The organism is Bacillus sp. S10(2024), assembly GCF_050473865.1.
Taxonomy (GTDB): domain Bacteria; phylum Bacillota; class Bacilli; order Bacillales; family Bacillaceae_G; genus Bacillus_A.
Genome location: NZ_JBFLUR010000002.1, coordinates 1,902,297 through 1,928,111 on the forward strand (window position 1 = coordinate 1,902,297; position 25,815 = coordinate 1,928,111).

Sequence of the window (25,815 nt, forward strand, 5' to 3'; positions counted from 1 at the left end):
TATACATCTATTTATTTAAATACCGCTTTATTAAGTATCTTTTAATATTTTATGTCATTTTCACAATATTGTCTTTAAAAAAATAAAAAAAAATAAAAAAAATGAACATTTCTTTCACGCTATATTCTTTTAATACGAATTTTTTTATAAAATTAAGTACCTTTTGAAAGAAAACAAAAGAAAAAGCGATGATCCTTCCGAATACGATCGCTTCTCCTTTATATATGAAAATCTTAATACTTGCCGTAGTATGAATTTGCTTTCATTCTTCCATCGTTTACCAAAATCATTTCTTCCAAAGTACACTGTTTATAGTGAATTTGTTCTGCCGCCTTGGTAATAAGTGGAGTTACTTCATTTGCTACTTGAAGACGCATCGCCTTATCTAATGTAATAAACCATGTATTAAACTCTTTCATTCTCACGTTTAATTCCTCTTCTGACACAATGACTTCATATGTATCGTTAAAAGAACTTACAAATTTATTATATGCTTCACTGTTCATTTTCTAGCGCCCCGCGGTATCCTTCAATTAAATCTTGTAGTACTTGAACAACCGCGTCTGTATTTTTTGCTTCACGTGCTATCTGCATTGTTTGAATTTGCTTACTAATCCAGTCATATAATGAATATAAGTTGTCATATAAATCTTTACTAATGTCCGGATTTAACTGCAACTTTAATTCATCAAAAATACGTTCTAATTTATCTAATACTTCATCTGCTTCTTGAAAATGAAAATCATTTAGTAATCCTTCTGCTTTACGAAACTCAACAATACATCTTTCATAAATAAAGATTGTATTTTTAATTGGATTACTCGTCATAATGTCATTTTGCATATATCTTTGCCACGCTTGCATACTATTAACTCCTTCTATTTCCTTTAATCCTCATTCTTTTGTTTCGTCATTGCTTGGATAGATTTTAATTGATAATTCAGCATAGATAGTTGCTGTTCTAATTTTGAATATTTATCAACAATCGATTCTTGTTTTTGCTTATTTTGTAAATCAATATCTTGAATTTTTCGGTCTAATTTAGTGATTTGCTCATCAAGCACTTTTACATGATCTCCAATTATACCTTGATCACCAAATATTTTGTCGAGCTTAGCTTCCATTTGTTTCCCGATTCCATCTGCTCCAAAGAAAAATTGTTTTGCTGCTTCTGAATCTTCTTTTAAAGCTTGTGTTAATTTTGTCTCATCAACTTTCATCGTACCATCTTTATTCATTTCAATACCAAACGAGAATAAGTACTTTCCATCTTTCGCAAACGTCACCGCGTCATTCATCGCTTGTCGAATCGTTTGCATAATAGTTTGTCCTTGAAGTGAACCTCCTTTTCCACCATACAAATCCATTGTAGAAACAGTTTTATTATAATCTGATACCATTTTTTTTATTATATCTGCAGAGTCTTTTATATTAGAATCTTCCACCGTAAATTTAATAGGCTGATTTAATGGAGTTACTTTTTCTAAATGAATTGTTACACCTGGAAGCTTGTCTACTGTATTAGATTCACTCGTTTCTTCTATACCATTAATAGTATATATCGAATTTTTCGCAGGGTTTATTTCGTTCATTGCCGTCGTACCATCTACTTTTGTTATCAAAAACCCACTGTTTTTCAGAAAATTATTTGCCCCATCTTCTAGTGTAATCGCCCCACTTGTACCTTCTTTTGTTGAAGATACAAAAATTTTATCTCCAAGTGTATAAGCTGATACACCATAACCCCCATTATTTATTTTATTAATCATATCTTTATATGTCATATCAACTGTAAGTTGCATTTCTTTTCCGTTAATTTTAATCGTTTCATCTACGCCAATTTTCGCATTAAGATCAGCAATTGTCCCACTTGCAATTTGATGACGTTCTGCTAATTGTTTTACTTCGATATTAAACGTTCCTGTAATAGCGGATTCGTTTGCTTGGATACTCACATATCCATCTTGTGATAAATTCACATTTTTTTGGTTTCCCTTAAAAGCTGCTAAGTCTTTAAAAGTTTGAACAAATGGTTTAAATTGTGTTTTTAAACTACTATACACATCTCTTTCATCTGCTAATGGTTTTTTTTGGTTATTATAAGGCGTTTTCCTCATTTCTAATGTTTGCAATTCAAGTTGTACTAATTGTGACGTATCAATTAAGTTATCACCTAAATTCCAAATTTGTTGACCTCCACCAATACCTGTAATTGTTCCTGCCATTCTCTCTCACTCCTCATTTTTTACATATAATCTAAAATACTTATTTTACTCATTGTACTTACAGCTTTTAATGTTGCTTCATACGTTGCGTTAATATATGATAAGTCAGAAATAGCGGCTGCTAAGTCAACATCTTCAATTTCTTTTTTATTTTCTTGTAGTGCCATATTTTGTTCATTTAAAATGTCGTTAAATGCATCTAATGTATTCATTGTCGAACCAACTTCTGTCGTACGATTTAACACGTTACCTAAGTTATCTTTATTTTGCTGCATTAATGGTTCTAACGCCTTTTGATCACCACTTAGCATTGCATCTTTCATTTTCACTAACGTTTGAATTGTTGGTGTGAATAAGTCTTTTCCATTTCGAAATACTTTCACCTCGTATCCATCATTCAATGTCCATGTAACATCATTTGCTCCACCTTGGTAAGTACCATCGTCAGCAAATGGCGGCTGCTGTGCACCTTCACCACCAAATATGTAACGGCCTTCTTCTTTTGTGTTTGCTAAATACACAACTTGTTTCAATATTTGATCTACTTCTGCTCCAATTGCTTTCAACTCGTTCGGTCCATTTGTTCCATTTAACGCCTGAACGGTAAGTTCATTTATTCGTGATAAAGATTTATAAACACCTTTTAAAGTACTTTCCGTTTGCGTTAAGACATTTTTAGAGTCTGTTAAATCTTTTTTCATTTGCTCAATGTTTGCTAAAGAATGGTTAATTGCAAATGATTTACTTGCAGCAAGCGGGTCTTCACTCATGTGAATGTTTTTCTTACCAGATGTCACCTGATTACGATGATACACTTGCTGCGTACTTAACCGCATTAATTGGTCCTTTGCCCAGTTCGCATTTTGAAATGTTGCTACTCTCATAAAATCTCCCTTTCTATTTTCTTAAACAAACAGTAACTATTCTATTCGTTTAAGGTATATTACTTCTATTCACCATGATATTTAAATATTCTTCTTTCTTCCTATAAGTCGCCGATACATAGAGCAAAACATGACCGCTACTTGCTTTCTCCTTTTGTTTTAAACTTTGCATGTGGCAGGAAAACACCCTGAGCGCTTCTATGCGCAGTCAGATGCTCTCGTCCACCTAAAAAAAGAAGGTTTTCTGTCAGTTTTTTAACTCATATGTAAGCGATGTTTAATCATGGTGGATAGAGTTTTATCTATCTTATAATTGAAAACAAACTATCAAATACTTCGTTCATCGTGTTAATTGCCTTTGAATTCGCAACGAAATATTTTTGATAAGTCATCAAATTGACCATCTCTTCATCCATATTAACGCCTTCTAAACTTGTTTTTTCTTGCTCAATTCCATTTAATAAATCTTCATGAATCGTTTTATAGTCTCCCGATGCATTCGTATCTGTTGCAACTTGAACAACCATTTTATCTAGCGACTGCTTGTGCGTAAGTCCGTCAGCATACTGCATATCTCCTACTCCTGCAAGTTGATTTGCAGTATCAACAGAAATTTTCATTTTGGAAATATCTTTTTCAAAGTCTGGATTCAAGTGCATATCTTTCGCATTCGTTCCAACAAAGAAATCTTTATTCATTACAGTATTTACTTTGTCTTTTAAAGAACCCATTAGTTTATTTAAGTGATCTTGATATCCTGCGATTGTATTCTTTGCATCAATAGCTGCTTGAATTGTACCACCTTGAAACTGCATTTCTTTTCCGGAAATTAAAACAGATATATTGTTATTCATTGTATTTACTTGCAATGGATTCGTATCTTGTCCACTCACAATTAACATCCCATCAATTCTAACACTCGCGATATTCGGATTAGTAGATTCGTATGACACTTCAACATTCGCATATTGCGACATCTCTGAAATAATTCGGTCTCGTTCATCAAGCAATTGATTTGGGGCATGCTCTCCCGCTTGACCAATTTTTTTATTTGCCTCTGCTAAACTGCTCTGTAATCGATTAAATTCCTTTACATGTTGCAATGCATCTGTTCCTACTTGTGATTCTGCTTGTTCGAAATTTTTGGCAAGACGATTTAGTTGATTGGTAAATTTATTTGTTTCGGCAATTAACGTGTTGTAATAATTAGGTTGATCAGGATTTTTCGCGACTTCTCGAAATCCATTAAAAAAATTATCCATTAAACTTGATAATGAATTTTCATTTGTAGAACCTACCATTGTTTCGACCTGTGATAAAGTTGAATTCATATATGAGTAATAAGATACTTGTGATGATTGTTGATTATATTGCTGTGTCTTCACTTCATCTGTTACACGATCTACACTTACAGTCCTTACACCATAACCAATCCGTTGTTCAGGTGTATAACCTTGACTGCCCCCAATAGCGCTATAATTCACAACTTGTCGAACATAACCTGGTGAATGTATGTTAGAAAGGTTTTGCTTAGTTGTTTGTATTCCTACTTGTGCCGCTAACATTCCCGACAACGAAGTATTATAATCAGTTAATCTCATTTTTTCACTTCTCCCTTATCTACAATAACTCATTCATAAAAATTTGCGAATTTTGATTCTTCTCGATGTTAAATTCGGAAACGGAATCCACAATACCTTCTGTAATTTTTAATAATACGTTTAAGTAATATTGATTTTTTAAAAGCATCGTTTTTATATTCTCTTCTATGAATGCCACTGTTTTTTGTAATTCTTCTATTTTACTAATTTCCTCTTCTGAAAAATAGGAAAATAAAGAACGGACTCTTATTGAGCTTGCGCCTTTTTCTTTACAATAATTCTCTACTGTTTCTTGAAAATAAAGTGATAACTGTTTTGCTTGCTCAATATACTGAAGCTGTTTCACATGTAAGGATTGTACGTTTTCTATTTTTTTCTGCTGTAAGCACTCAAAAATTTGGTCTCCAAGCATACCAATATTTTCATATACATCCTTAATTTTCACAAGCTGTTCATATAAGTTTGTGTACATAGTATCACCTCCTTCTTACAACACTAAATTAACAATTAAACCATGAATTTCTCCAATTTGGTTTAATATTTCTAAATGTCCAGTCTTTGTGTTTACTAAATTCATAATGTCTTCTAAGTCATTTAATTCATTTTCGACCTGTTTTACAACCGTCATTTTTTGCGAATAACCATAACGTGGATGACGTGCTAATACATCTTTATACTGCATTAAATTATCGACATAGAAATTCAAAAATGACTTTACTGTACTTTTATATTCCATAATGTTATCCAACGTTAGTTCCTGTTCAATTTTTTCTTTTATTTCACCAATATTATCGACAAATACCCCCATTTCCTCAAGTAATTTTTCTTTTTTCGGATCAGCATGTAAGTTATTCAGAAAAGAAGGACCGAACTGCCCCTTTGCTTCCTTTTGAATTGGTACAGGAGTTGGCATATGCGATAAAGCCAGATTGTTTGGTACAAAACGTAACATATTTATCACCTATTTAAATTTTTATCATTATTTACATCGTAAAATCTATCTATTCATAATTATACTCTGTTAAACGATAATTTGCAGTTATTTTTTTCGGAAGATATGTTACAATTTACGATGAGGTGGCAGATTTTTATGAATATATTTCTTTGTGGTTCCAATCAATTAACAAATTTAGATCAAGCAGAAATAAAAAACTTCTTATCTGAATATGCTTATAAACATCAGATCTATGTACTATGCTATAAATCTATTGAAAATGAAGTACTTCGATTTTTTGTTGAAAACGAGCGTCTTGCTCCTAATTTATCGCTATACACATTACAACCATTACATTTGTTATCAGATGAATTCCAAGACATTGTGGCGTATTTGAAAGTACAAGGAGCGCGATTTTCTTCTTTTAATCATCCAAGTGAATCAATTTATCGTTCGGAGTATAAGTTTTTCGTAAAGCAAATCATTGAAGAAACAGATTTAGTACTTTGTTTCTATAATGGCGATAAACATACGTCAGTCATTCCAGTGGATGTTGCAAAAGAAGCCGGAACAAATGCTGTTATTTTTGATTTACCCGGTCTCGAAAATGAGCAATCCAGAAAAAATTTCGAACAAAAAATGCGCATGATGTAATTCTAGTGCTCAAAAATGAAATACTGGAGCTAACCATCTTTAACGTTTATAAATTCTTTTTAAATAAACCTTCTATCAGAAGAATTGATAGAAGGTTTTACTAAACACACTCTATTTACCTTTGAATATCAAAAAAGGAGGGTGCACAATAGAAAAGATTGTGCTTATACCATGACTCTACTAGAACAGGACTATACCTATTTTATTACACAATTTAAGCAATATTTCAATATCGATATTTCATTATATAAACAAGATAGGATGAAAAGAAGAATCGATTCTTTCATTTTGCGAAGAGGTCACGAAAACTACTCTCAATTCATTCGTGAACTACAAAGTAATCCCCACCTATTCGCTATGTTTATTGATCATTTAACAATTAACGTTTCTGAATTTTACCGAAATCGTGAAAGATGGGATGCTCTTGCGACAAAAGTATTGCCAAAACTCATTCAGCAAAATAACGGGAAATTAAAAATGTGGAGTGCCGCCTGTGCAGCCGGTGAAGAACCCTATACGTTATCTATTATTCTTTCACAAATTTTATCAAAATATCGCTTTGAAATTCTGGCTACCGATCTCGATCCAAACATTTTAGAAAAAGCAAAATGCGGCACATATTATGATCGTTCTTTAAAAGAAGTATCTAGCGATATAAAACAAGCATACTTTACAAAAAAAGACGAAGTATATCACATTCAACCAGATATTAAACAACCAATTTCATTTAAGCAGCATGACTTATTGTTACAATCATTCGAGACAAATTTCGACTTAATTATTTGCCGGAACGTTATGATTTATTTTACAGAGGAAGCACGCGCACAAATTTATGAGAAATTCAGTCGTTCTTTAAAGAAAGGCGGCGTATTATTTGTTGGTAGTACAGAACAAATTTTAACTCCTGAACGCTATCACTTACAGCGTTTTGATACCTTTTTCTATGAAAAAATATAAAGTGAAACTGCCCACAATTAGCATAAGAAAAACCAATGGAAAAGGTCGCCATTCATGATGAAAGCGACCTTTTCTATTGGTTCCAATTTTACCTCTGTACTACATATATACAAATCACACAAATGAGTAGAAAAAAGATCGCAATCGGCCATTTATGTTCCTTCACTAATTGTTTCATCTGTTGCGATAACTGCGTCATACTCATTTCAGCTAATGCCCGCAACGTACCAACATCACGTTCCTGCGTAACTGCATGTGATACACTATCATTCGAGACTTTTGCCATATAAGTTGTTATCGTTTGAATAACCATCTCTATTTTAGAAAAATCTTGCCCTAGCATATGAGTAAGCGCAACCACATCTAGTAAAGGTATCATCATTTGTTTTCCGTGCTGCAGAAAAGAGACTGGCAGTTCAATAAAATCGTAGGTTCCATCTAATAAAGGAATTTGCCGAACATGTATATTTTTCACAAGCTCCTGCACGTTTTTTAATATTTCTTGATACATTTGCTCATTTTGTCCATTTTTCTCCTCTAATAAGTTTGGGAGTTGCTGCAACAATTGTAAGACTGACTTTAATTCATTTAAAATCGTATGCACGGCAACTTCTCCATCATGAACATTTGATAATATAATTCCAATCTGTTCTCCTTTTGTAACAATATGATGATCAATAGCAAAAGAAATTGCATTTTTTTGTTTTTCTATAGTTATTTCCTTTTTATCGAAATTGGAAGGCTGTTGTAATGGTTCAAGCGTTTTTTTTCCTATTGTAACTCGATTGATTTCCATACACACGCCTCCTTTTTATAGCATTCCAGCTTTTTTTTACATTTCATGAAAACGAACATCAGTAAAAACTAAAAAATCTTACTGATGTTCGTTTCATGTTATGAACCCCACTCTTTATTACCTTTTAATATAAAAAACAATAAAAATCCTCCAGATATAATAGCAAATAAATCCGACGGATGTACTCCATTCGTTGAATTCTTTTCTTCTTTTTTTCCCTCAGCATGTTCTTTCTTTTTCTCGGCTGCTTCTTTATTATGCGCCACTTTTGATTTCTCTTTCGCCTCTACCACTTGATCAAAATTAATATCCTGCGGCTTTTGCTTTGAAGGTTCTGTTATTGTAATAACTGCCTCTCGCGAAAAGGTTTCTTCTTGCGGCTTTTGCTCTTTCGGTTCTTCTTTTTGCGAATCGGTTTCTTCTTGTTTCATAGTTTCTTCTTGTTTCGCAGTTTCTTCTTGTTTCGCAGTTTCTTCTTGTTTCGCAGTTTCTTCTTGTTTCGCAGTTTCTGCTACCGCTGAAACTACATAATTACTTTCTGTTACGCTTTTATTTCCAGCTGCATCAACTAGTTCAATCATAATTTTGTACGTACCAGTCGGTATCGTCTCAGTAAATTCATACTTTCCTATCCAACTGTCTTCTTTTTTCTCATATTGAAGTGGAAAAGTAAAATTAGCATCTTCTCCCTCTATTCGAACTACAGTTTGTTTAACTGAGGATTCCACATCTTTTGCCTTAACACGAATGATCAGCGGTTCACCATTCTTCATTTCAATTGTGCCCTCTGCATGATCCAAAACGATAATGTCCTCCACCTTTGATCCTTCTTTATCAGGCAGAGGTTCTTTATTTTCAATCTGCATAAGATCTATTTTTTGTTCTATAGGTTCACCATCACTACTCATTAGGACATCAAGTTGCCAAGTTCCTTCTAAATCATACGGAGTAACTGTATAATCCGCATCCCACTTTTTCATCTCTGCATCATATGAAAAAGATAACTGTCGTTCTTGTTCGTATTGTTGTTCTGTTTTGGACAACCGAAGCCACCCTAATAATTTTGAGTTACTTAATTCTTTATTTTGATCACTTAATTCTTTCTGATTGATAGTGATATGCACAGTTTGTCCAACAACAACTTTTGTTGGATTTACAGTAACACGTCCTACCTCTGTGTTCACACTATATTCTTCTACTTTTTCATCCTTTTCTTGTTTCGCAGCAGAAGAACTCTCAGTTGTTTCTGCTCTGTTATGCATAGGAAAGAATATAAGTAGCTGTAAAACGATCCAGACGCTGAGAAAACACCTTATATTTTTCATTTCAAACTCCTACATGATGAATTACAGCTCTTTGATTACCTTCACTCCAAAGAAACCGTCCACATTTACAAGTTCTCCGTAAGCTATTAACACATCATTTACATAAATTTGGATTGGCTCCTCAATATTTTCATCTAGTAGCACCGTTTCATTTTCTTGTAGATTTAAAATCTCTTCAATCGTTTTCATCGTATTACCAAATATAAACTTCATATTCACTTCTACATTTTGTAATATATTCGATTCTATATGTGTGTTAGCTTGAACATTTGTATTAGTAGAAACTTCTTGCAGCTGTACAGACTGTACCTTAGGCTCTTCTTTTATTAAAGACACCTCTTCTTGCTTCACTTCGATTACTTCCTCTTCTACTGGCGGAAGTAATCGTTTTACCATTTCCTTTGCTTCAGGTATTGACAAAATTTGATACAATTTCGAATGTACTAAATTGCCAATTTCAAGTTGAAACGTAATTTGGACGATTTCATCCATTTTACTTGCTGTACCCCTATTCTCCATTTCTTCGTGAAGAGTAACAAATTTAACTGTTGGCGGTGAAATATCCATTTTCTCTGTGAACATTTCGGACATCGCTGTCGCTGCATGCCCCATCATTTGGTTCATAATTTCTTTCACACCGCTTAATTCCAATTCAGTTAATTCTTGCTCTGGATCAATTTCACCAGTTCCCATCATCATTAAATCTACCATCGTTAAAGCAACCTCTTTTGAAAATACAAATATATTTTCATGTTGTAATCCTTCAACGAAGTCTACATTTAAAATAACAAACGGAATTGGTACATCTTCATACTGGCGAATATTAATCATTTCCACATTTGGTGTACTAATATTTACAGGTTGATTCAGCAAGGTCGATAAAACAGTAGAAGCTGAACCTATTGATATATTAGCAATTTCCCCAAGCACATCTTTCTCTTCTTGTGTTAATACTTCTGCTGCCGGAGCCTCTTTTTCTTCTTCATTTCCCGATAATTGCATAAGCTTGTCTATCATTTTCTTTGCACTGTCTATTGAGACAATCTGTACAAGCTTCGAATTTACTAAATCATCAATTTTTAAATCAAATGATACTTTGATAATCGCACCGCTATTATTATCATCTATAGAATTCATTTTCTCCATTTCTTCTATAAGTGTAACAAGTTGAATTGTCGGTGGAGACATATCTACAACATCTTGGAAAAATTCGGACATCGAAGTTGCTGCAAACCCCATCATTTGATTCATCGCTTCTTTAACAGCACTTAATTCTAATTCAGACAGTTCTTTTCCATCTTCAACTTCGCCCGTCCCCATCATCATTAAATCAGCAATTGCTAACGCAACATCTTGCTTAATAACAAGTAAATTTTCCATTTCAAGCCCTTTTGTAAAATGGATATTTAATACGACATGCGGAACTTCAACCTCGCTTGTATCATACAAATCTACTACTTCAATGCTTGGAGTCGTAATACTAACTTGGCGATTTAATAACGTCGACAATATTGTAGAAGCTGAGCCAAATGATATGTTTGCAATTTCTCCGAGAATATCACATTCTTGTTGTGTTAATAATTGCGAATTATTTTTCTCGTGTACAAGTGTATCACCGTCTCCTTGTCTATGTTGTTCAGACATTGGTTATCCCCCTTATATCAATCTTTCTCTATATCATCATTTCATTTTTTTATTTCAATATTTTAATGTTTATATAAAAATTAAATACAAAATTATAAAAGAAAACAACTATACTTCATACATTTTAACAGATTTATTATAAAAATAACTATTAATTATCACGTAACATTTTCATTAACGGGAGGGGGCATCATCCCCGCTAATATTTAATCCAATCTATTTGAACTTTATTGTCTATAGTTCACCATCTATATTCTCTACTAATATTACTGTAAAGAACTCTCTGTCCTCTATCTGATAATCTAAAACTCCTCAACCATATATATTGAGGAGTTTGTTCGTGTTATAAACCTTCTGGATTTAAAATGAGGACTACTCGTCCATCACCGAGAATCGTTGCACCAGAAAAATATGTTACACTATCAGCGAAAAAGTCCCCGAGTGATTTTAATACAATTTCCCTTTGACCAATAATCGTATTTACAATTAACCCGTAACTACGATGCGAATTACGAACAATTAAAACTGGCACCATTTGTCCCTCTGTAGCCAATGCATCTTCCAACGTCTTCTCACCGAAAATAACACTTAAATGCTTTACTTCTATAATTTGATTACGATAATTTAAAACATCTTTTTCTTTCAATGTTTGAATATCTTCTTTTCTAATCCGGATTGCTTCAACAATGTTACCAAGTGGTAAAGCATAGCGCGTTTCATTTGTCTGAACAAGCATGGATTGAATAATAGAAAGCGTTAACGGAAGCTCGATGCGAAACTTACTTCCTTTCCCTTCTTCTGATTCAATAATTACATGTCCACCTAAACTATTAATTGTATGTTTCACAACATCTAATCCTACCCCGCGGCCAGATAGATCAGAAATAACTTCTGCTGTACTAAATCCAGGTGCAAGAATAAGTTCATATATTTCACGATCTGTTAACTTATTTGCTTCCGCTTCTGTAATAACACCATTTTGAATCGCTTTTTTCAGTACTCTTCCTTTATTAATACCATTACCATCATCAGTGATTTGAATGACAACATGATTGCCGCTATGAAACGCCTCTAATTTAATTGTGCCTGTTTCGCTTTTCCCGGCATTACGTCTTACATCAACAGTTTCGATGCCATGATCGATTGCATTACGGATGATATGTACAAGCGGATCTCCAATTTCATCAATAACAATTTTATCTACTTCTGTATCTTCCCCCGTAATCTGTAAATCAATTTTCTTCCCAAGCTCTTTTGCAACCATACGTACCATACGTGGAAAACGATTAAAGACTGTTTCAATTGGAACCATTCGCATATTTAATAAAACATTTTGAATATCTTTTGAAATATCCCCTAATCGGTTTAAATGCTCGATTAACTCTTTATTTTGAATCGCTTCCGCTAATTCATCGATTCTTCCTCGTTCAATAACACTTTCTTCGAACATATTCATTAACCGTTCAATTTTTTCAAGTTGTACACGAATTGAACGATTTTCAACCTTCGTACTCTTATTTTTGGCTTGTGGCTTAGAAGGTTCCTTTACTGATACTTGTTGTAAAACTTCCACCTTATGCTCAACTGCTTGATTGTTCTTTATTTTCTTTACTTCTACTTTTTCAACTTCAGATACATGAAGTACAGCTTGCTTAATTTCTTCTTCACTGCAATCTGTTTCTATATGGACATGAAATTCAAAATCAAATGAGTCTGCTTCAATGTCTTCTACCGCTGGAACTGTTTTTGTAACTTCTCCAATGTTATTTAATGCTTCAATACACATGATTGCGCGTACGGCCTTTAGCATTGCCTGTTCCTGAATAGAAATATGTACAACGTAAGGTGCCTCATTATCAAATTGTTGCTCTAGGTCGTTATCCGTTAATTCTGCTGATTGTTCAGCATGAAGCAGTGCTTCTAATTTTTGTTTTGTACTCGTAACATCTATATTCCCCATGCCACCTTGTTGCACATCTGCGACCATTTTCTCTAAATTGTCAATACATTCAAAAATCACATCGATAATATCTGCATTTACAGCGATATTACCATGACGAATTTCATCTAATACATTTTCCATTTTATGTGTTAAATCCGCCATCTCTGTAAATCCCATACTAGCAGACATCCCTTTAAATGTATGCGCAGATCGAAAAATCTCTCCAACAACTTCCGTGTCTCCTGGGCTTTGTTCTAATGTGAGTACATTTTCATTTAATGCTTGCAAATGTTCTTCTGACTCTTCGAAAAAAATACTTAATAAGTCTGTTTGCATATCAATCCCCTACCTGTCCGTCCTGAAAACCTATAATTCAAGTATGTTAATTTGATGTTTCATAAACTAATAGAAAGGATACAAAAAGGAGACACCCTTTTTTATTACATATACAATCCCTTATGTTCTAGTTGGTGCCTCCAGTTATTATTTATGTTAATTTGTTGCTACTTTTGTTAATGCTTCTATTACACGATCTGCTTGGAAAGGTTTTACAATAAAATCTTTTGCTCCATTTTTAATCGCGTCTAACACCATACCTTGCTGTCCCATTGCGGAACAAATGACAACTTTTGCACTCGCATCAATTTTTATAATTTCCTGTAATGCTTCCAATCCATCCATTTCTGGCATTGTAATATCGAGTGTTACAATGTCTGGTTGCAACTCTTTAAACTTTTGAATTGCTTCAATTCCATTTTCAGCTTCGCCAATCACTTCAAAATCCGCGCTGCTTTTTAATAAATTCTTAATCATTGTTCTCATAAACATTGCATCATCTACAACTAAAATCTTATGTGCCATCGTTCTAATTCTCTCCTTCTATGTATAAGAATATCTTAATATTTAACGTTAACATTTTTTATTATACAATAAGATAGCAGTAAAATTTAAATATTTTTTTAAGAATACATGCATTTTTTATTATTTTTTTTTAAAACCGAACAAAAAAATGCAATAAAATTACATTTACTTCCAAATAATTACAAAATATCTTTTTTATATTTTAATAAGATAATTTTCTCAAATTGTCTAAAGAATCATTTCTAATAACTAATTGCAGCTAAACACGATGATAGAATGTCATAGACCGCTTCTAGCAATTGAATCAATTTTTCTAGACGTACAAATACTTATTCTGCCTAACTATATTCCTTTTATCTATTTATCCCAATATAATTATAAATTTGACACATTCTACTTTCGTATTAAGATTAAAATATATGGAGGGGAATTTATATGGAATATAATATCTTAAAAGTGATTGCACTAGCAGAAAAGCTAAAATATGAAATGCGGCACAGCTGGCTTTCTAACGGTCGTCAAGAGAGTGTAGCAGAGCATACATGGCGTATGTCACTCATGGCTATCCTCGTTCATCCTTATTTAGATAAAAAGGTAGACATAGAAAAATTACTTAAAATGGTAATTATCCACGATCTAGTCGAAGCTGAAGCTGGTGATATCCCTGCATTCGATACGATGAATAGTGAAGAATTACGACGAAAAAAACAAGAAAAAGAACTAGAAGCAATCCTAAATATTAAACATACACTCTCAGGCCCGCTTGGGGAAGAATTATATGGACTATGGATGGAGTTTGAAGAAAAAGAAACTTATGAAGCAAAAGTTGCAAATGCTTTAGATAAGCTAGAAGTAAAAATTCAGCACAATGAAGCAGACATCGACACGTGGCTTCCTATTGAACATAAAATGACATTCCAAGTTTCCCAGCATACAGATTTTGATTCCTTCTTATCAAAGTTGCAAAAGATTATTGAAAAAGATGGAGAACAAAAATTAATTGCTGCTGGGATCGATGTTGAGGCTTGTAAGCAGTAACAGTTTATACTTTAAAGATACCACACATATATTTTATAGAAGAAACCGCATGAACATTTTTCATGCGATTTCTTCTATATTACTATTCTCTTCTTTCATTATGGGGTCCCGCCAAATTTTGTACGCTAAGATATTTTCGCGAAATTAAAACCCTGATTTCTCTATACTAGGCAAAAGAATCAGGTTTTCTATATAGCCTTATTGTTTAACAGTTCCACCATCTCCAAATAATGTCATATTAAACTAACGCCCCCGACAGCTTATGCCGTTTTTTTGCAAACCCAATCAATTTTCAAAAGCATTTCCAGAAGAACCATCTAAAGGTTGCGAAGTTCTTTGTCAGAGAGCACATGGGCTTTGTTTGTTTTCATATGACCTTCTGTTTTAAACAGTTAACTAACTCCAAATTTTTTCTATTTGGACGACATGCTCAACACCGTGAAAAAATAAGTTTATTTTCTGTTCCTGAAAGCAGCCTTTGTATATTTTCCATATGCCTGAAAATAACTATAAACGCCATTAGGCACGCAAATATATAAAAATATAAGGTATTCTCAAAAACAGGAATAAATGAAATAGCCGCAACAAGCATTGTAGCACATATTGTACCTAAAGAAACATAACGGGTTAAAGCTACTATTATTACAAAAAAGCCAAGACATAAAAGAGCCATAACCCAGTCAACCATAAACAGCACAGCCACTGCTGTAAGTGCTCCCTTGCCCCCTTTAAACCCAAAATATACCGGCCAGTTATGCCCTATAACCGCTCCTGCACCTGCCGCTAAAAGACTTACGCAATCTTTAGCCTCTCCCGAATAAAAGTAAACACTAAGGAACAATCCTATAAAACAGGAAATTATCCCTTTTAATATATCTCCCGCAAGAACAAACACCGCAGCAGACTTCCCAAGTATCCTCAGAGTATTCGTAAGCCCAGCGTTTTTGCTTCCATGGCTTCTTATGTCCTTGCCGTATATTTTCCCTACAATCACCGCTGTATTCAGGCTGCCTAAAAGGTAGCCCAAAGCTAAGGCCGCAAAAATCTTTAAAATATCAATCATCACTCTTCTCCCTTCAATTTATTCTAATTTTCTTTTATTTCTCTACCAATACAGAGTTTTAGCATTGTCTTCCTCCAGAAAGATTTCCAATGAACTTTTACCTTTTTTATTCATGTTAAAAGGGCATCTACCATATTTATTCTATTGCATTGAACAATATCCTTTTCCACAAAACTGACCTTTAGTTTAAGTACAATTCTTTACAATCTCACTTCTTTATTAACATAAATATCCAATTTATCCCTATGAAGAAAGAACCGAAAACGAACGTTTAAGGAACTTCACTGGATTCTAATAAAACTAACTGAAATACGGTCAAAAATCAGTACCAAAGCTCAGTACTAAAAACAAAGTCCCCTATCAAATGCAAAATATCGTTTATGAAACCTTCTTAACGTACGGTGAAACCAAGTTTTTTTCCTTAAAAATTCCTTAGCGTACGAAATTCTCGTTTTGTTGACGGTACCCTAAAACAAATTGATGAAACAACCCTTTATCCTCTGGAAAAGATAAATGGATTCCTTCTATTTCACTCAAACTTTTCCAACTAATTTCATGAATTAAACCGTCCGGATTACATATTTCTGCTTTTCCGCCAATCACTTCTACTTCATAGTACACAATATGAACGTTATACCCATTGCTGTCACCAATTTTTTCATGTACCTTTTGAATGATTTGTACATCATATCCCGTTTCTTCTTTTACTTCACGAATACAGCACTGTTCAAATGTTTCATTTTCAAATTTCCCACCAGATGGAATAGACCATTTTAATTCCTCTTCTTTTACATCTGGTCGTCCTTGTAGTACCATTAATAAATTTCCATCTTCGTTTTTACATAATGCTGCTGCACCTTGAAAAACCTCCATTATTTCTCCCTCCTCTTAAAACAAAACCATATTCCCTGTTCGTTTTGCATGCTTTTCTGCCTTCCGAACGAGCAAATAAGATATAACTACCAACAAGGCTAACATACTAAATAACAAGCATAAGTTTGGGAATAAATCTATAACACTCTCTCCCTCCATCAATAGCGCGCGAAATATTTGCAGTACATATGTTAATGGAAACAATGCTGCCATTATTTTTCCCCATAAAGGCAACACAACAACAGGAATACGGACACCAGCAAAAAACTGCATTGGTTCTTCTAAAATTGTAAAGAGAATGCTCGCATCCCTTGAAAATAAAAAGATAGTGTTCAATATCCCTCCCCATACAACTGCTGAAATACATAACACAATAAAAGCAAGTGCAATATTTTCAACTGGTGGTACCTTCACATCATCAAGAAATAAGACAATGAGTATAGAGAAAACGGTAAACATCCATACACCTTCTATTAAATTTGCTCCCGCCCGGCAATACATCATCCATACGCGTGATACAGGTGTTAAAAAAATGAGCTCTAGTGTCCCATTTTGACGTTCCCATGACATTTGCCATGCTGATTGAACAAGACTCCAAAAGAAAACATAGCCGATATAACCTGTAATGAGAAAAAAGCTAATTTGCTTTGGATCCATCCATTTTGCCAGTGGACTACTATTTGATGTATCAAATGGTTTCACCGAAAAATAAGCAGTCGCAAATAATAATACAGGCCAAATGAATAAAGAGAAATAGACCATTTTGCTATGAAAATGATTACGATGACTCTTCTTCCACTCTGCAAAAAATATATTCACGCGCTCACCCCATTTGCAATTTGCAAGATTGCATCTTCTAATCTCGCTTTATGTGTTTCTAATTGTAGTATGCTAATTTGATGTTTTGCTAATAACGATAAAACTACCGTAGTCATATCGAAAGATGCTGTGAGTTCATAGCGCAGTCCATCCCCCATATGTTCCTTTACAAACTTTATTTCTCTTTTTCCGAAAGAACGCTCCAATTGTTCCGTTAATTCATTTGATAATACAGAAATCACAATTTCTAAATGATGCTCACGTACGATAGATTGTATAATTTCTTGAGGCGTTCCTTCATAAAGAAGACTTCCTTTTTCAATAATATAAAGACGATCGCAAAGCGCTTCTACTTCTTCAAGATAGTGACTTGTTAATAAGATTCCTTTATTCTGTTCTTTCGCTAATTTATAAACCATTTCTCTTAGTTTTTTCGCTACTGGTGCATCTAATCCTAATGTCGGCTCATCAAGAAATAAATAATCTGGATCATTGATGAGGCCTCTTGCAATTTGTAAGCGCTGTTTCATTCCCTTTGAATAGCGTTCAACAGGTGTATTAGCAACTTCTTCTAGCTCCACTTGCTTCAAAAGAAAATGAATGCGCTCTTCTAATTCTGCTCCTTTTAAGCCATACAGACTTCCAAAATACTGTAAATTTTCTGCCCCTGTTAAGCGCCAATATAGCATACGCTCCCCACCAGCAATCATATTAATTTTTTTCTTCACAAGAATATCCTGCTTTGTACTATCTGTTCCATCAATTTCAATGACACCTGAAGTCGGTTCAAGAAGCGTAGCTAACATTTTAATGGTTGTTGTTTTTCCAGCACCATTCACACCTAACAAACCGACAATTTCTCCTTTCTCAATCGTTAAATCTAACCCGTTCACTGCCTCAATTATTTTTCTTTTTTTGCGAAAAAAACCTATTTTTTCTTTTAATTCATAGCGTTTCACAAGCTGTTTCGCCCGTATCATCCAAATCTCCCCTATGCAAAATATTTTTCAATAACATACTTTTCCATTCGTTTTATGGCCATCACACCAATTACAAAGTAAACAACCCCTAATCCCAATAACCACATAAGATCAGATTGTATAGCAGTTACATTCCCGCCCTCGATCATACATAATCGAAATGCTGATAGGCCATGTGATAATGGCATGAACAAACTTATAGTCTGTAAAAACGCCGGAAGATAGCCTACCGGAAAAAATACTCCGCTAACAAGACTCATAAAAATAAACAACGTGTTTTGCGTTAAATATGTATCTCGAAAATAAAGCATGAAAGCTCCAAGCACCAATGCTTGCGCAAAAATTGAAAAAAAGAAAATAAGTAATAACAGTGATACAGCAGCGATATTCATTTCACGAAATTGCAATCCAAACAACAAACCAAACATAAAAATCGCAATAAATTCAAGTCCAACTCGAAGCATTCCTTGCACAGCTGCTCCTAAAAAATATCCTTGCCGCGATGATGGAGTTAACAACAGTACATCTAGCGTTCCCTCACGTAATTCTGTAATTAACGTTCGACTCACAATCATTAATAAAGAAACGGCAAACGAATAAAAAACAGCACCTAATATAACGTAGGAAAGATAATCATCTGTTTTTCCTAGTTTCATAAAGCTATCATTTAATTTTCCTTGGAACATAAAATGGTATGTTAAATAAGAAAACAACACAATATAAATACCACTTAAAATATGCCCAAGAAAAAATGCCCATGGATATGCTCTCTGCATCGTATAAAAATCACGGCGAAATGTAGCCCAAAACGTTAGCCACACGGTTTTTCCTCCTCTGTTTTATGAAAGGCTGGAAAATCCATAAATTGATCTAAATCCACTCGAATTTGTTCCAACTTTTCACGATTTGTTTGATAAAATACGTAATAGCCTTTTCTTTCTTTTTGTACTAATTCAGTTGCTTCAAGTATTTTTAAATGATTCGAAACAGTTGATTTCGTAAGGTTATACCTCTCTGTTAATTGCTGCGTACAAAACGATTGAAATGATAAATCTCGCAACATTTTTAAACGTGTTTCATCTGATATCGCTTGTAAAATTCGCAATAAATCCTTTGGTACTTCATCTGGATAGGATGAAGCAATTTCGATTTCATAATACACTTTTATATGAGTAGAAATGAAGTTATCCATTAGCAAGTGCGGTGCGATAAAAGTTGATGGATAAAATGTGAGCGCAGATAAATCTTCAAAACGATACTGCCATGTACGTGCCTTAAAAAATGTGATTTGCTTCCCTTCAATTAAAAACCTCGGATGTAACTTCTTAGAAAGCAATAATGGATTTTGTTTTATCATTTCTTTCAAATCATGTACGGATTGCTGGAGCCAAGGTTCAATTCGAAAAAGCTCCCTTGCGAAATAACATTGATGGTATTCGTATAAAAAATTACAAATCATTTCTTTCTCTAAATCTGGAAAAAAACTTTGAAATGCTTTTTCATCTGTAGCTCGTAATCTTTCAATCCCTTCTTCTACATACACTTCAACTGGAAACTCTGAACACCAGTCGATAAATCGAAGCCAATCATCACTTTTCCTATTAATTTCATGCAGTAATTCCTTTTCATTTTCATTCATCATACTCAATAAATTTTCTGCCCACCGTAGTCGCTTCACATGATGTGCTGGATTAGATAAAACGTGCAGACTTAATAACATTTCGCGAAATGGTGAATAAACAACTTTGACATGTCGTTCAAACCAAGATGTAATGTGTACCATATGGTCTCCTTCCTTTGATTCGGTATTTATCGAATCAGTTTTATAATTTTGCAAAATTATTCAGTATATTAGCAGTATAGGAATCAATCGTCAATCGAAAATTGGAAATATTTTTATTTTACAAACAAAAAAAGCAAACCTGTCTAAACAGATTTGCTTTTTCTACATTATTTTTGATCAAATCCCTTTTTAACCAAAAACTCTTTCATATGCAATCGCTTCTCCTGTGACATAAACTTGCTCATTGATCCTGTCCATGTCACATCCTTTTGATTTGTTAATCTTTCCTTATAATATTCATTGGTCGTATGATCATATTCATCTAATAATTCGTTATATTTGTTCTCATCATATGTGTTTTCATGTAGGATAGCTCCCACTGGTAGTCGAGGTTTCACGCCATGCTTTTCATCTGGTACACCAACTGTCATTCCAAAAACTGGGTACACGTTATCTGGCAAATGTAGTAATTCACTTACTTGTTCTGGATTATTACGGATTCCTCCAATGTAACAAATACCATATCCGAGAGATTCCGCTGCAAGCGCTAAATTTTGAGCAAAGAGGGAAACATCTACCGTTGCCACAATGAAATTTTCTGTAGTATGAGATTTAATTTCTGTTCCATGCTTCTCACATGCAACTTCTAACCGCTTTAAATCTGCGCAGCAAACAAAGAATGCTCCGCAATTTTTCACGTGGCGATTTCCAGAAAGCTCTGCTAATTGCTCTTTCAATGCTTCATCTGTTACATATACAACTGAATAGGCTTGCACAAAATGTGATGATGCCGCATGTTGTGCCGCTCCAATCATTCTTTCGATTATATTCTTTGGAATTGGCTCTTTCTTATACTTCCGTACTGATACGTGTTGTTCCATTGTATGTATCATTTCATTCATCATTTCCTACCCCCTATAGTCCGAATACTCAATAATTACCATATTTTTTGTACACAGACAAACGATATGCTTAAAACAAAATGATACATGAAAAAGAACCAATCGCAATTGATTGGTCCTTTCCTAAACATTATGCTGCTTTCAATATCTTTACACCTTTAACAATATTCCAAACGAAATAATAAATTCCTACCACTGCAAAGATTGCATACGTTGCAATAATAGCGATTCCTACCACTGTTGATTCTCCCATACTTAGACCAAACACACCAGAAAGACTAAGACCTCCAAATAGAACTACATATGGAATTACATGTGTCCACAATGCTTTTTTCGCATGGTATTTTACGTCATCCTCTGCTATAAAGTAGACGATAATTGGAAGTAACAATGGTGCAAAGAAAATACTAAAGTAACATAATGCAGATAAAATATGATTGCCTTTCATACGATTCACCTCTAAAGTTTTGTTACTCTCATTATTGCACTTCAAAACTTTAGAAACTATCGCTTTACCTTTCATCTGAATTACACTTTTGTAAGATTTCACATTATATTTGGTTCATAAGCCAATACTTCGTAATTGCTACATACTCTCTAAAATTAGATTGAATGATGATAGGCTTTGGTGTTCTTGCAGACAATCCCTCTAGCTGCAATCCTTGTTTTTCGGCAATTTTTTTCGCGCGGTACATATGAAAATCATTCGTTACAATGATTCCTTTTTTCTTATTTGCTGGAATAAGAAGTTTTGAAAATTTTATGTTCTCATCTGTATTCGAAGAACGATCTTCCATTATAATTCGTTCTTCTTGTATTCCCTGTTCTACCAATCCGCGTTTCATGACCAAAGCTTCGGAAATGTCCTCTCCTTTTCCTTTACCACCAGATACAATAGCAGTTGTTTGTGGATGTGTTATTAAATATTCTGCTGCTTTATCAATACGATATTGCAAAGCATAAGAAGGCTCTGTCCCTTTCACACGAGCACCAAGTACAATCATATAATCTGCATCATTCGGCGTTTCCATGTGACCATGCTTATAAATAACATATTGTAAAATACTCATATAAACTGCTGCAATGATAATGAAAATAAAGCAATACTTTTTGAATCTCTTTCTTTTTAACATTCCTATGAATTCTCCTGTTTCGCCATTTTTTCCATCATAATATTCTTCCAATTACTTGTATAGTTTTATTTTCCAATTCGCAATAATTTATCCTTAAAAGGTAATATTTGTATTAATTCGTATAGAAAAAAAATCCCCTTAACATATTAAGGGGACTTCATCATTATATATGTTTTTCTTCCAACATCCGCATAGAAACTGGATGTGAGAAATGATTCATCATAAATACAGCACACGCTGTTAATAGTTCCGCAACAGGCATTACAAGCCATATTCCATTTACCCCAAATAATTTTGGCATCATCCATAGAAGAGGGATAATAAGTAACAACCCGCGACTTAAAATAATAAAAACAGATTTTTTTGTTTGTCTTACAGATTGAAAATATTCTCCATATACGATGTTATAACCTAAAAATACGTATTGCGTGAAGAATAAACTAATTCCAATTACCGTCATATTTAATAATTCTTCAGATTGAACGTTAAATAAACCGATAAGATTTTTCCCAAAAAACAAACCAATAAGTGTTGCGATAATACCAAGTACAACCGCTGTTTTTACCGCAAGTTGCAGCCCTTGTTTCAATCTTTCCGTTAAGTTTGCACCATAGTGGAAGCTCGCAATAGGTTGCAGTGCTGCCCCAACGCCAAAGAATAAAAGTAACGTCATAGCATGAATACTGTTTACTATAGCATATGATGCAACGCCTTGTTCACCAGCATATTGAATAAAAGTGACATTAAATCCAATCGTTACAATCGCTACTGTAGCCTCTGTCGTGAAACTCGGAAAACCAATAATCATAATTTGCTTTACAGTTCCCCATTCTAAATGGAGTTTCGTCCATTTTAAAATACTGTTTTTTCTAAAGAAATGACTTAGTAGCACAAGAAAACCAATTGCTGCAGATAAAATAGTTGCAGATGCTGATCCTGTTACTCCCCAGCCTAGAATAAAGATAAAAATATAATTAAATACAATGTTTAACAATGCTGTGACAATAAGACCTGCCATGGCTAAATTTGGATTTCCATCATTTCGTATAAATGTACTCATAATATTTTCTAATACATAAATAACTCCAAAGGTGAATAATACATGTAAATAATCTAATGAATACGGTAAAATCACATCATTTGCACCAAACAAGTATGCTATGTCTTCTATTTTCCATAAACAAACAATCATTAACATAGCAACAATCGCAACAGCTACCGTCATAGATTGTGTGAAAATAGAACGCGCTCGCTCTATTTTATTTTCTCCTAAAGCGATAGAATACAATGTAGCTCCGCCCATCCCGATCCATAACGAGATAGAGAAAAAGATAGAAAATGCGGGAACAGCAACGTTTACGCCTGCCAATCCATTCGCTCCCACACCACGGCTCACCATAACTGCATCAATCATAATATTCACCGACATCAGTACCATTCCAAGTACAGCCGGAATCAAATAAGAAATAAATAAACTTTTAACCGGTTTTTCTCTTAAATGCTCAGTTGTTTCCATTACAAAATTCTCCTTTACGACTCTCTGTTCACATTGTAAACCTTCAAGTAACTTTAAGGTCAAGAGAGAAGTAAAAAATATATTTTGTTATGAATGGTGCTTTTATTTTTTTCTCACCACAGGGATTTGAATTTCTGTCACTTGCTCCTCTTGGTTACTCGTTACAGACCAATCAATTAAAGCTAGTTCAATTGCATCACCGCATATTTTATATCCATCCTTCTCAATAGCTAGTAGGAGCCTCTTATAAGTCTTACCAGTTTCTTCGTATGGTCCATGATGATACGCACACGCATACGTCCCTTCTTCAATTACATTAAAAGCAGCAGCTTGAAATGGCATGTAATCAAGGAGAATAAATACACTATTGTATGCTTGAAATTCATGGTGTAACAATGCATCTTTTGCTACGGTAACACCTATATCGCCCGAAAATATGCTTTCTTCCACTTGTTTTATATTTTTTTGAAGTGAATGAATATAATATTCAAACATATCTTCTGTTACATTTGAAGTAATAGGAAGAGCTGTAATTTTCCGCTTTGGTAATTTTGTAAAAAAGACCGTATGACCATCTGTTTGAACAGCTTCTGTCATTAAATGAATTTTATGCTTTATTTTTGCTAACTTATATTCAATTTCCCTTTGCTTTTTCAGTAACATCTCTTCTTGTTTCTCTAATAAATCCAGCGCAAAGGCTGGTGTTCTTTCATCTATATATCGTTTAATTTCTTTTAGTGGTATATTTAACTGACGTAAAAACTTAATCGTATCCAACATTGAAAATTGATCAATTGTATAGTAGCGATAATTTGTTTGTGAATCAACAACTGCTGGATGAAAGATTCCCTTTTCATCATAGTACCGCAATGTCGACTCAGGAATATTATGCATTTTTGCCATTTCTCCAATTGTAAAACGTTGATTTAATAGCATATTTACTACTCCGTTCTTTTTATTTGTCCATTGTTTACTTTATTATACAAGTGTATGAATTATATTATAAATAACTAAATTTCCAACACTGTTTACATACAAATTGAAAAAATGACCTAAAACCCTCTTTCTTTTTAGGTGAGCAAGCGCATAGAAGCGGTCAGGACCCTCTCCTACCGCCTGCAAGGTTTAAAACAAATATAAACAAGATTCTTTCCGTATAGGATGTTGTTTTTATGCAATAAAAATAAGACCTCGGATCAACTCAAGGTCTTAAGTATTTATAAACACTTTCTTCATTATAACTTCTATGTCTAAACAATCCCCAAAATTCTATTTTTTGTACACATTCGCATTTACAATACTTTTGTACTTTCTAATTTTTTGTTTGATTTGCTGATTGTCAAAAAAGTAAATCTCTGTACCTGACCAAATAAAAACCCAGCACACAATGCTTAATATTCCTGCAAGATAAGCATGACTACTTGTAAGATTTAAGTATATTATCCCAACAATAATACCAATCACAAACAAAACAATGGCCTTCTTAACATTTCTACCATATGTATATTCTTCTTCGTTCAAGAGGTTAGAAAAAGAGTTACATGTGGCAGTCTTCAATGACTTTTCGTCAAATTCATTCTGACCTAAAAAAAATATTTTCACTTCTTTTCTTTTGCCACTGTGCAGCTTTGAAAAAAGAAAATCTACAAGGTCAGAACTTAGATGAACATCATCTGAGCTATAATATTTTGAAAACGGAGTATCAGTTTCATCTAAATAAATATTTATACTTAATTCATCTTTCATGTAAACCATCCTTTAACTCCAATGTACGAGTTGAAACTCAACCTTTTATTAATATGGTCAAAAGAGCAAAAATTCTTACGAAAATAGTGATTTACAAAAAAAATCCAAAGTAAAATTGATACATTTAATTAAAAAAACA

At 33.6% G+C, this 25,815-nt stretch carries 27 protein-coding genes; 3 read left to right on the plus strand and 24 right to left on the minus strand.

Annotation, left to right across the window (positions count from 1 at the left end):
- Positions 1-233: 233 nt before the first annotated feature.
- The 7 genes from AB1280_RS09740 to AB1280_RS09770 form a co-directional block, all read right to left on the minus strand.
- The gene (locus AB1280_RS09740; protein WP_272189311.1) at positions 234-506 is read right to left on the minus strand and encodes a flagellar biosynthesis protein FlgG; all 273 of its coding nucleotides are present in this window, start codon (positions 504-506) and stop codon (positions 234-236) included.
- Positions 496-864 (minus strand): flagellar export chaperone FliS, encoded by a 369-nt coding sequence (fliS, locus tag AB1280_RS09745; protein WP_272189310.1) that lies wholly within the window; start codon positions 862-864, stop codon positions 496-498. Before fliS ends, AB1280_RS09740 begins: the two co-directional genes overlap by 11 nt.
- Positions 865-887: 23 nt before the next feature.
- Positions 888-2,225 (minus strand): flagellar hook-associated protein 2, encoded by a 1,338-nt coding sequence (locus AB1280_RS09750; RefSeq protein ID WP_272189309.1) that lies wholly within the window; start codon positions 2,223-2,225, stop codon positions 888-890.
- A gap of 20 nt (positions 2,226-2,245) precedes the next feature.
- A complete protein-coding gene (locus tag AB1280_RS09755) occupies positions 2,246-3,109 on the minus strand; it encodes a flagellar hook-associated protein 3 (protein ID WP_272189308.1) in 864 nt (287 codons plus the stop codon).
- Positions 3,110-3,411: 302 nt separating this feature from the next.
- Complete coding sequence (gene flgK / locus AB1280_RS09760) at positions 3,412-4,710, minus strand: flagellar hook-associated protein FlgK (RefSeq protein WP_429755711.1); 1,299 nt, start codon at positions 4,708-4,710, stop codon at positions 3,412-3,414.
- A 19-nt stretch (positions 4,711-4,729) separates the two neighbouring features.
- The gene (gene flgN / locus AB1280_RS09765) at positions 4,730-5,182 is read right to left on the minus strand and encodes a flagellar export chaperone FlgN (protein WP_272189306.1); all 453 of its coding nucleotides are present in this window, start codon (positions 5,180-5,182) and stop codon (positions 4,730-4,732) included.
- 15 nt (positions 5,183-5,197) lie between these two features.
- On the minus strand, positions 5,198-5,662 hold the full coding sequence (locus AB1280_RS09770; RefSeq protein ID WP_429755712.1) for a YaaR family protein: 465 nt from the start codon (positions 5,660-5,662) through the stop codon (positions 5,198-5,200).
- Between the two features lie 138 nt (positions 5,663-5,800).
- Between AB1280_RS09770 and AB1280_RS09775 the strand changes: the two genes are divergently transcribed.
- Complete coding sequence (locus tag AB1280_RS09775) at positions 5,801-6,298, plus strand: flagellar motor switch protein FliG (protein ID WP_429755713.1); 498 nt, start codon at positions 5,801-5,803, stop codon at positions 6,296-6,298.
- A gap of 171 nt (positions 6,299-6,469) precedes the next feature.
- Positions 6,470-7,255, plus strand: a complete 786-nt coding sequence (locus tag AB1280_RS09780) for a CheR family methyltransferase (RefSeq protein WP_429757323.1) — start codon at positions 6,470-6,472, stop codon at positions 7,253-7,255.
- A gap of 88 nt (positions 7,256-7,343) precedes the next feature.
- Here AB1280_RS09780 and AB1280_RS09785 read toward each other — a convergent pair whose 3' ends face one another.
- From AB1280_RS09785 to AB1280_RS09805, 5 genes are all read right to left on the minus strand, one after another.
- Complete coding sequence (locus AB1280_RS09785; protein ID WP_429755714.1) at positions 7,344-8,051, minus strand: hypothetical protein; 708 nt, start codon at positions 8,049-8,051, stop codon at positions 7,344-7,346.
- Positions 8,052-8,149: 98 nt separating this feature from the next.
- Complete coding sequence (locus AB1280_RS09790) at positions 8,150-9,376, minus strand: hypothetical protein (RefSeq protein ID WP_429755715.1); 1,227 nt, start codon at positions 9,374-9,376, stop codon at positions 8,150-8,152.
- Positions 9,377-9,397: 21 nt separating this feature from the next.
- On the minus strand, positions 9,398-11,020 hold the full coding sequence (locus AB1280_RS09795) for a flagellar motor switch protein (RefSeq protein WP_429755716.1): 1,623 nt from the start codon (positions 11,018-11,020) through the stop codon (positions 9,398-9,400).
- A gap of 343 nt (positions 11,021-11,363) precedes the next feature.
- Complete coding sequence (locus AB1280_RS09800) at positions 11,364-13,298, minus strand: chemotaxis protein CheW (protein ID WP_429755717.1); 1,935 nt, start codon at positions 13,296-13,298, stop codon at positions 11,364-11,366.
- A 156-nt stretch (positions 13,299-13,454) separates the two neighbouring features.
- Complete coding sequence (locus AB1280_RS09805) at positions 13,455-13,823, minus strand: response regulator (RefSeq protein ID WP_272189299.1); 369 nt, start codon at positions 13,821-13,823, stop codon at positions 13,455-13,457.
- Positions 13,824-14,258: 435 nt separating this feature from the next.
- Here AB1280_RS09805 and AB1280_RS09810 point away from each other — a divergent pair, with 435 nt between their 5' ends.
- Positions 14,259-14,861 (plus strand): HD domain-containing protein, encoded by a 603-nt coding sequence (locus AB1280_RS09810; protein ID WP_272189298.1) that lies wholly within the window; start codon positions 14,259-14,261, stop codon positions 14,859-14,861.
- A gap of 430 nt (positions 14,862-15,291) precedes the next feature.
- On the opposite strand, the gene plsY is transcribed toward AB1280_RS09810, so the two are convergent.
- From plsY to AB1280_RS09870, 12 genes are all read right to left on the minus strand, one after another.
- Positions 15,292-15,924, minus strand: coding sequence for a glycerol-3-phosphate 1-O-acyltransferase PlsY (gene plsY, locus AB1280_RS09815; protein ID WP_429755718.1), 633 nt, complete (start codon positions 15,922-15,924; stop codon positions 15,292-15,294).
- 432 nt (positions 15,925-16,356) lie between these two features.
- A complete protein-coding gene (locus tag AB1280_RS09820) occupies positions 16,357-16,797 on the minus strand; it encodes an NUDIX hydrolase (protein WP_429755719.1) in 441 nt (146 codons plus the stop codon).
- A 15-nt stretch (positions 16,798-16,812) separates the two neighbouring features.
- Positions 16,813-17,616, minus strand: a complete 804-nt coding sequence (locus AB1280_RS09825; protein ID WP_429755720.1) for an ABC transporter permease — start codon at positions 17,614-17,616, stop codon at positions 16,813-16,815.
- Positions 17,613-18,596: an ABC transporter ATP-binding protein gene (locus AB1280_RS09830; protein WP_429755721.1), complete on the minus strand. Its 984-nt coding sequence runs from the start codon at positions 18,594-18,596 to the stop codon at positions 17,613-17,615. The genes AB1280_RS09825 and AB1280_RS09830 overlap by 4 nt, the downstream gene beginning before the upstream one ends.
- An 11-nt stretch (positions 18,597-18,607) precedes the next feature.
- Positions 18,608-19,417: an ABC transporter permease gene (locus AB1280_RS09835; RefSeq protein WP_272189293.1), complete on the minus strand. Its 810-nt coding sequence runs from the start codon at positions 19,415-19,417 to the stop codon at positions 18,608-18,610.
- Complete coding sequence (locus AB1280_RS09840; protein ID WP_429755722.1) at positions 19,408-20,379, minus strand: metalloregulator ArsR/SmtB family transcription factor; 972 nt, start codon at positions 20,377-20,379, stop codon at positions 19,408-19,410. The genes AB1280_RS09835 and AB1280_RS09840 overlap by 10 nt, the downstream gene beginning before the upstream one ends.
- Before the next feature lie 167 nt (positions 20,380-20,546).
- Positions 20,547-21,281, minus strand: a complete 735-nt coding sequence (nfsA, locus tag AB1280_RS09845) for an oxygen-insensitive NADPH nitroreductase (protein WP_429757324.1) — start codon at positions 21,279-21,281, stop codon at positions 20,547-20,549.
- A 130-nt stretch (positions 21,282-21,411) separates the two neighbouring features.
- A complete protein-coding gene (locus tag AB1280_RS09850) occupies positions 21,412-21,729 on the minus strand; it encodes a DUF4870 domain-containing protein (RefSeq protein WP_272189290.1) in 318 nt (105 codons plus the stop codon).
- 103 nt (positions 21,730-21,832) lie between these two features.
- Positions 21,833-22,414 carry a YdcF family protein gene (locus AB1280_RS09855; protein WP_429755723.1) on the minus strand — a complete coding sequence of 194 codons (582 nt, stop codon included), beginning with the start codon at positions 22,412-22,414 and terminating at the stop codon, positions 21,833-21,835.
- 163 nt (positions 22,415-22,577) lie between these two features.
- Positions 22,578-23,930 carry an MATE family efflux transporter gene (locus AB1280_RS09860; RefSeq protein ID WP_429755724.1) on the minus strand — a complete coding sequence of 451 codons (1,353 nt, stop codon included), beginning with the start codon at positions 23,928-23,930 and terminating at the stop codon, positions 22,578-22,580.
- A gap of 102 nt (positions 23,931-24,032) precedes the next feature.
- Positions 24,033-24,866: a MerR family transcriptional regulator gene (locus AB1280_RS09865; protein WP_429755725.1), complete on the minus strand. Its 834-nt coding sequence runs from the start codon at positions 24,864-24,866 to the stop codon at positions 24,033-24,035.
- Between the two features lie 333 nt (positions 24,867-25,199).
- Positions 25,200-25,676 carry a hypothetical protein gene (locus tag AB1280_RS09870; protein WP_429755726.1) on the minus strand — a complete coding sequence of 159 codons (477 nt, stop codon included), beginning with the start codon at positions 25,674-25,676 and terminating at the stop codon, positions 25,200-25,202.
- Between the last annotated feature and the right edge of the window lie 139 nt (positions 25,677-25,815).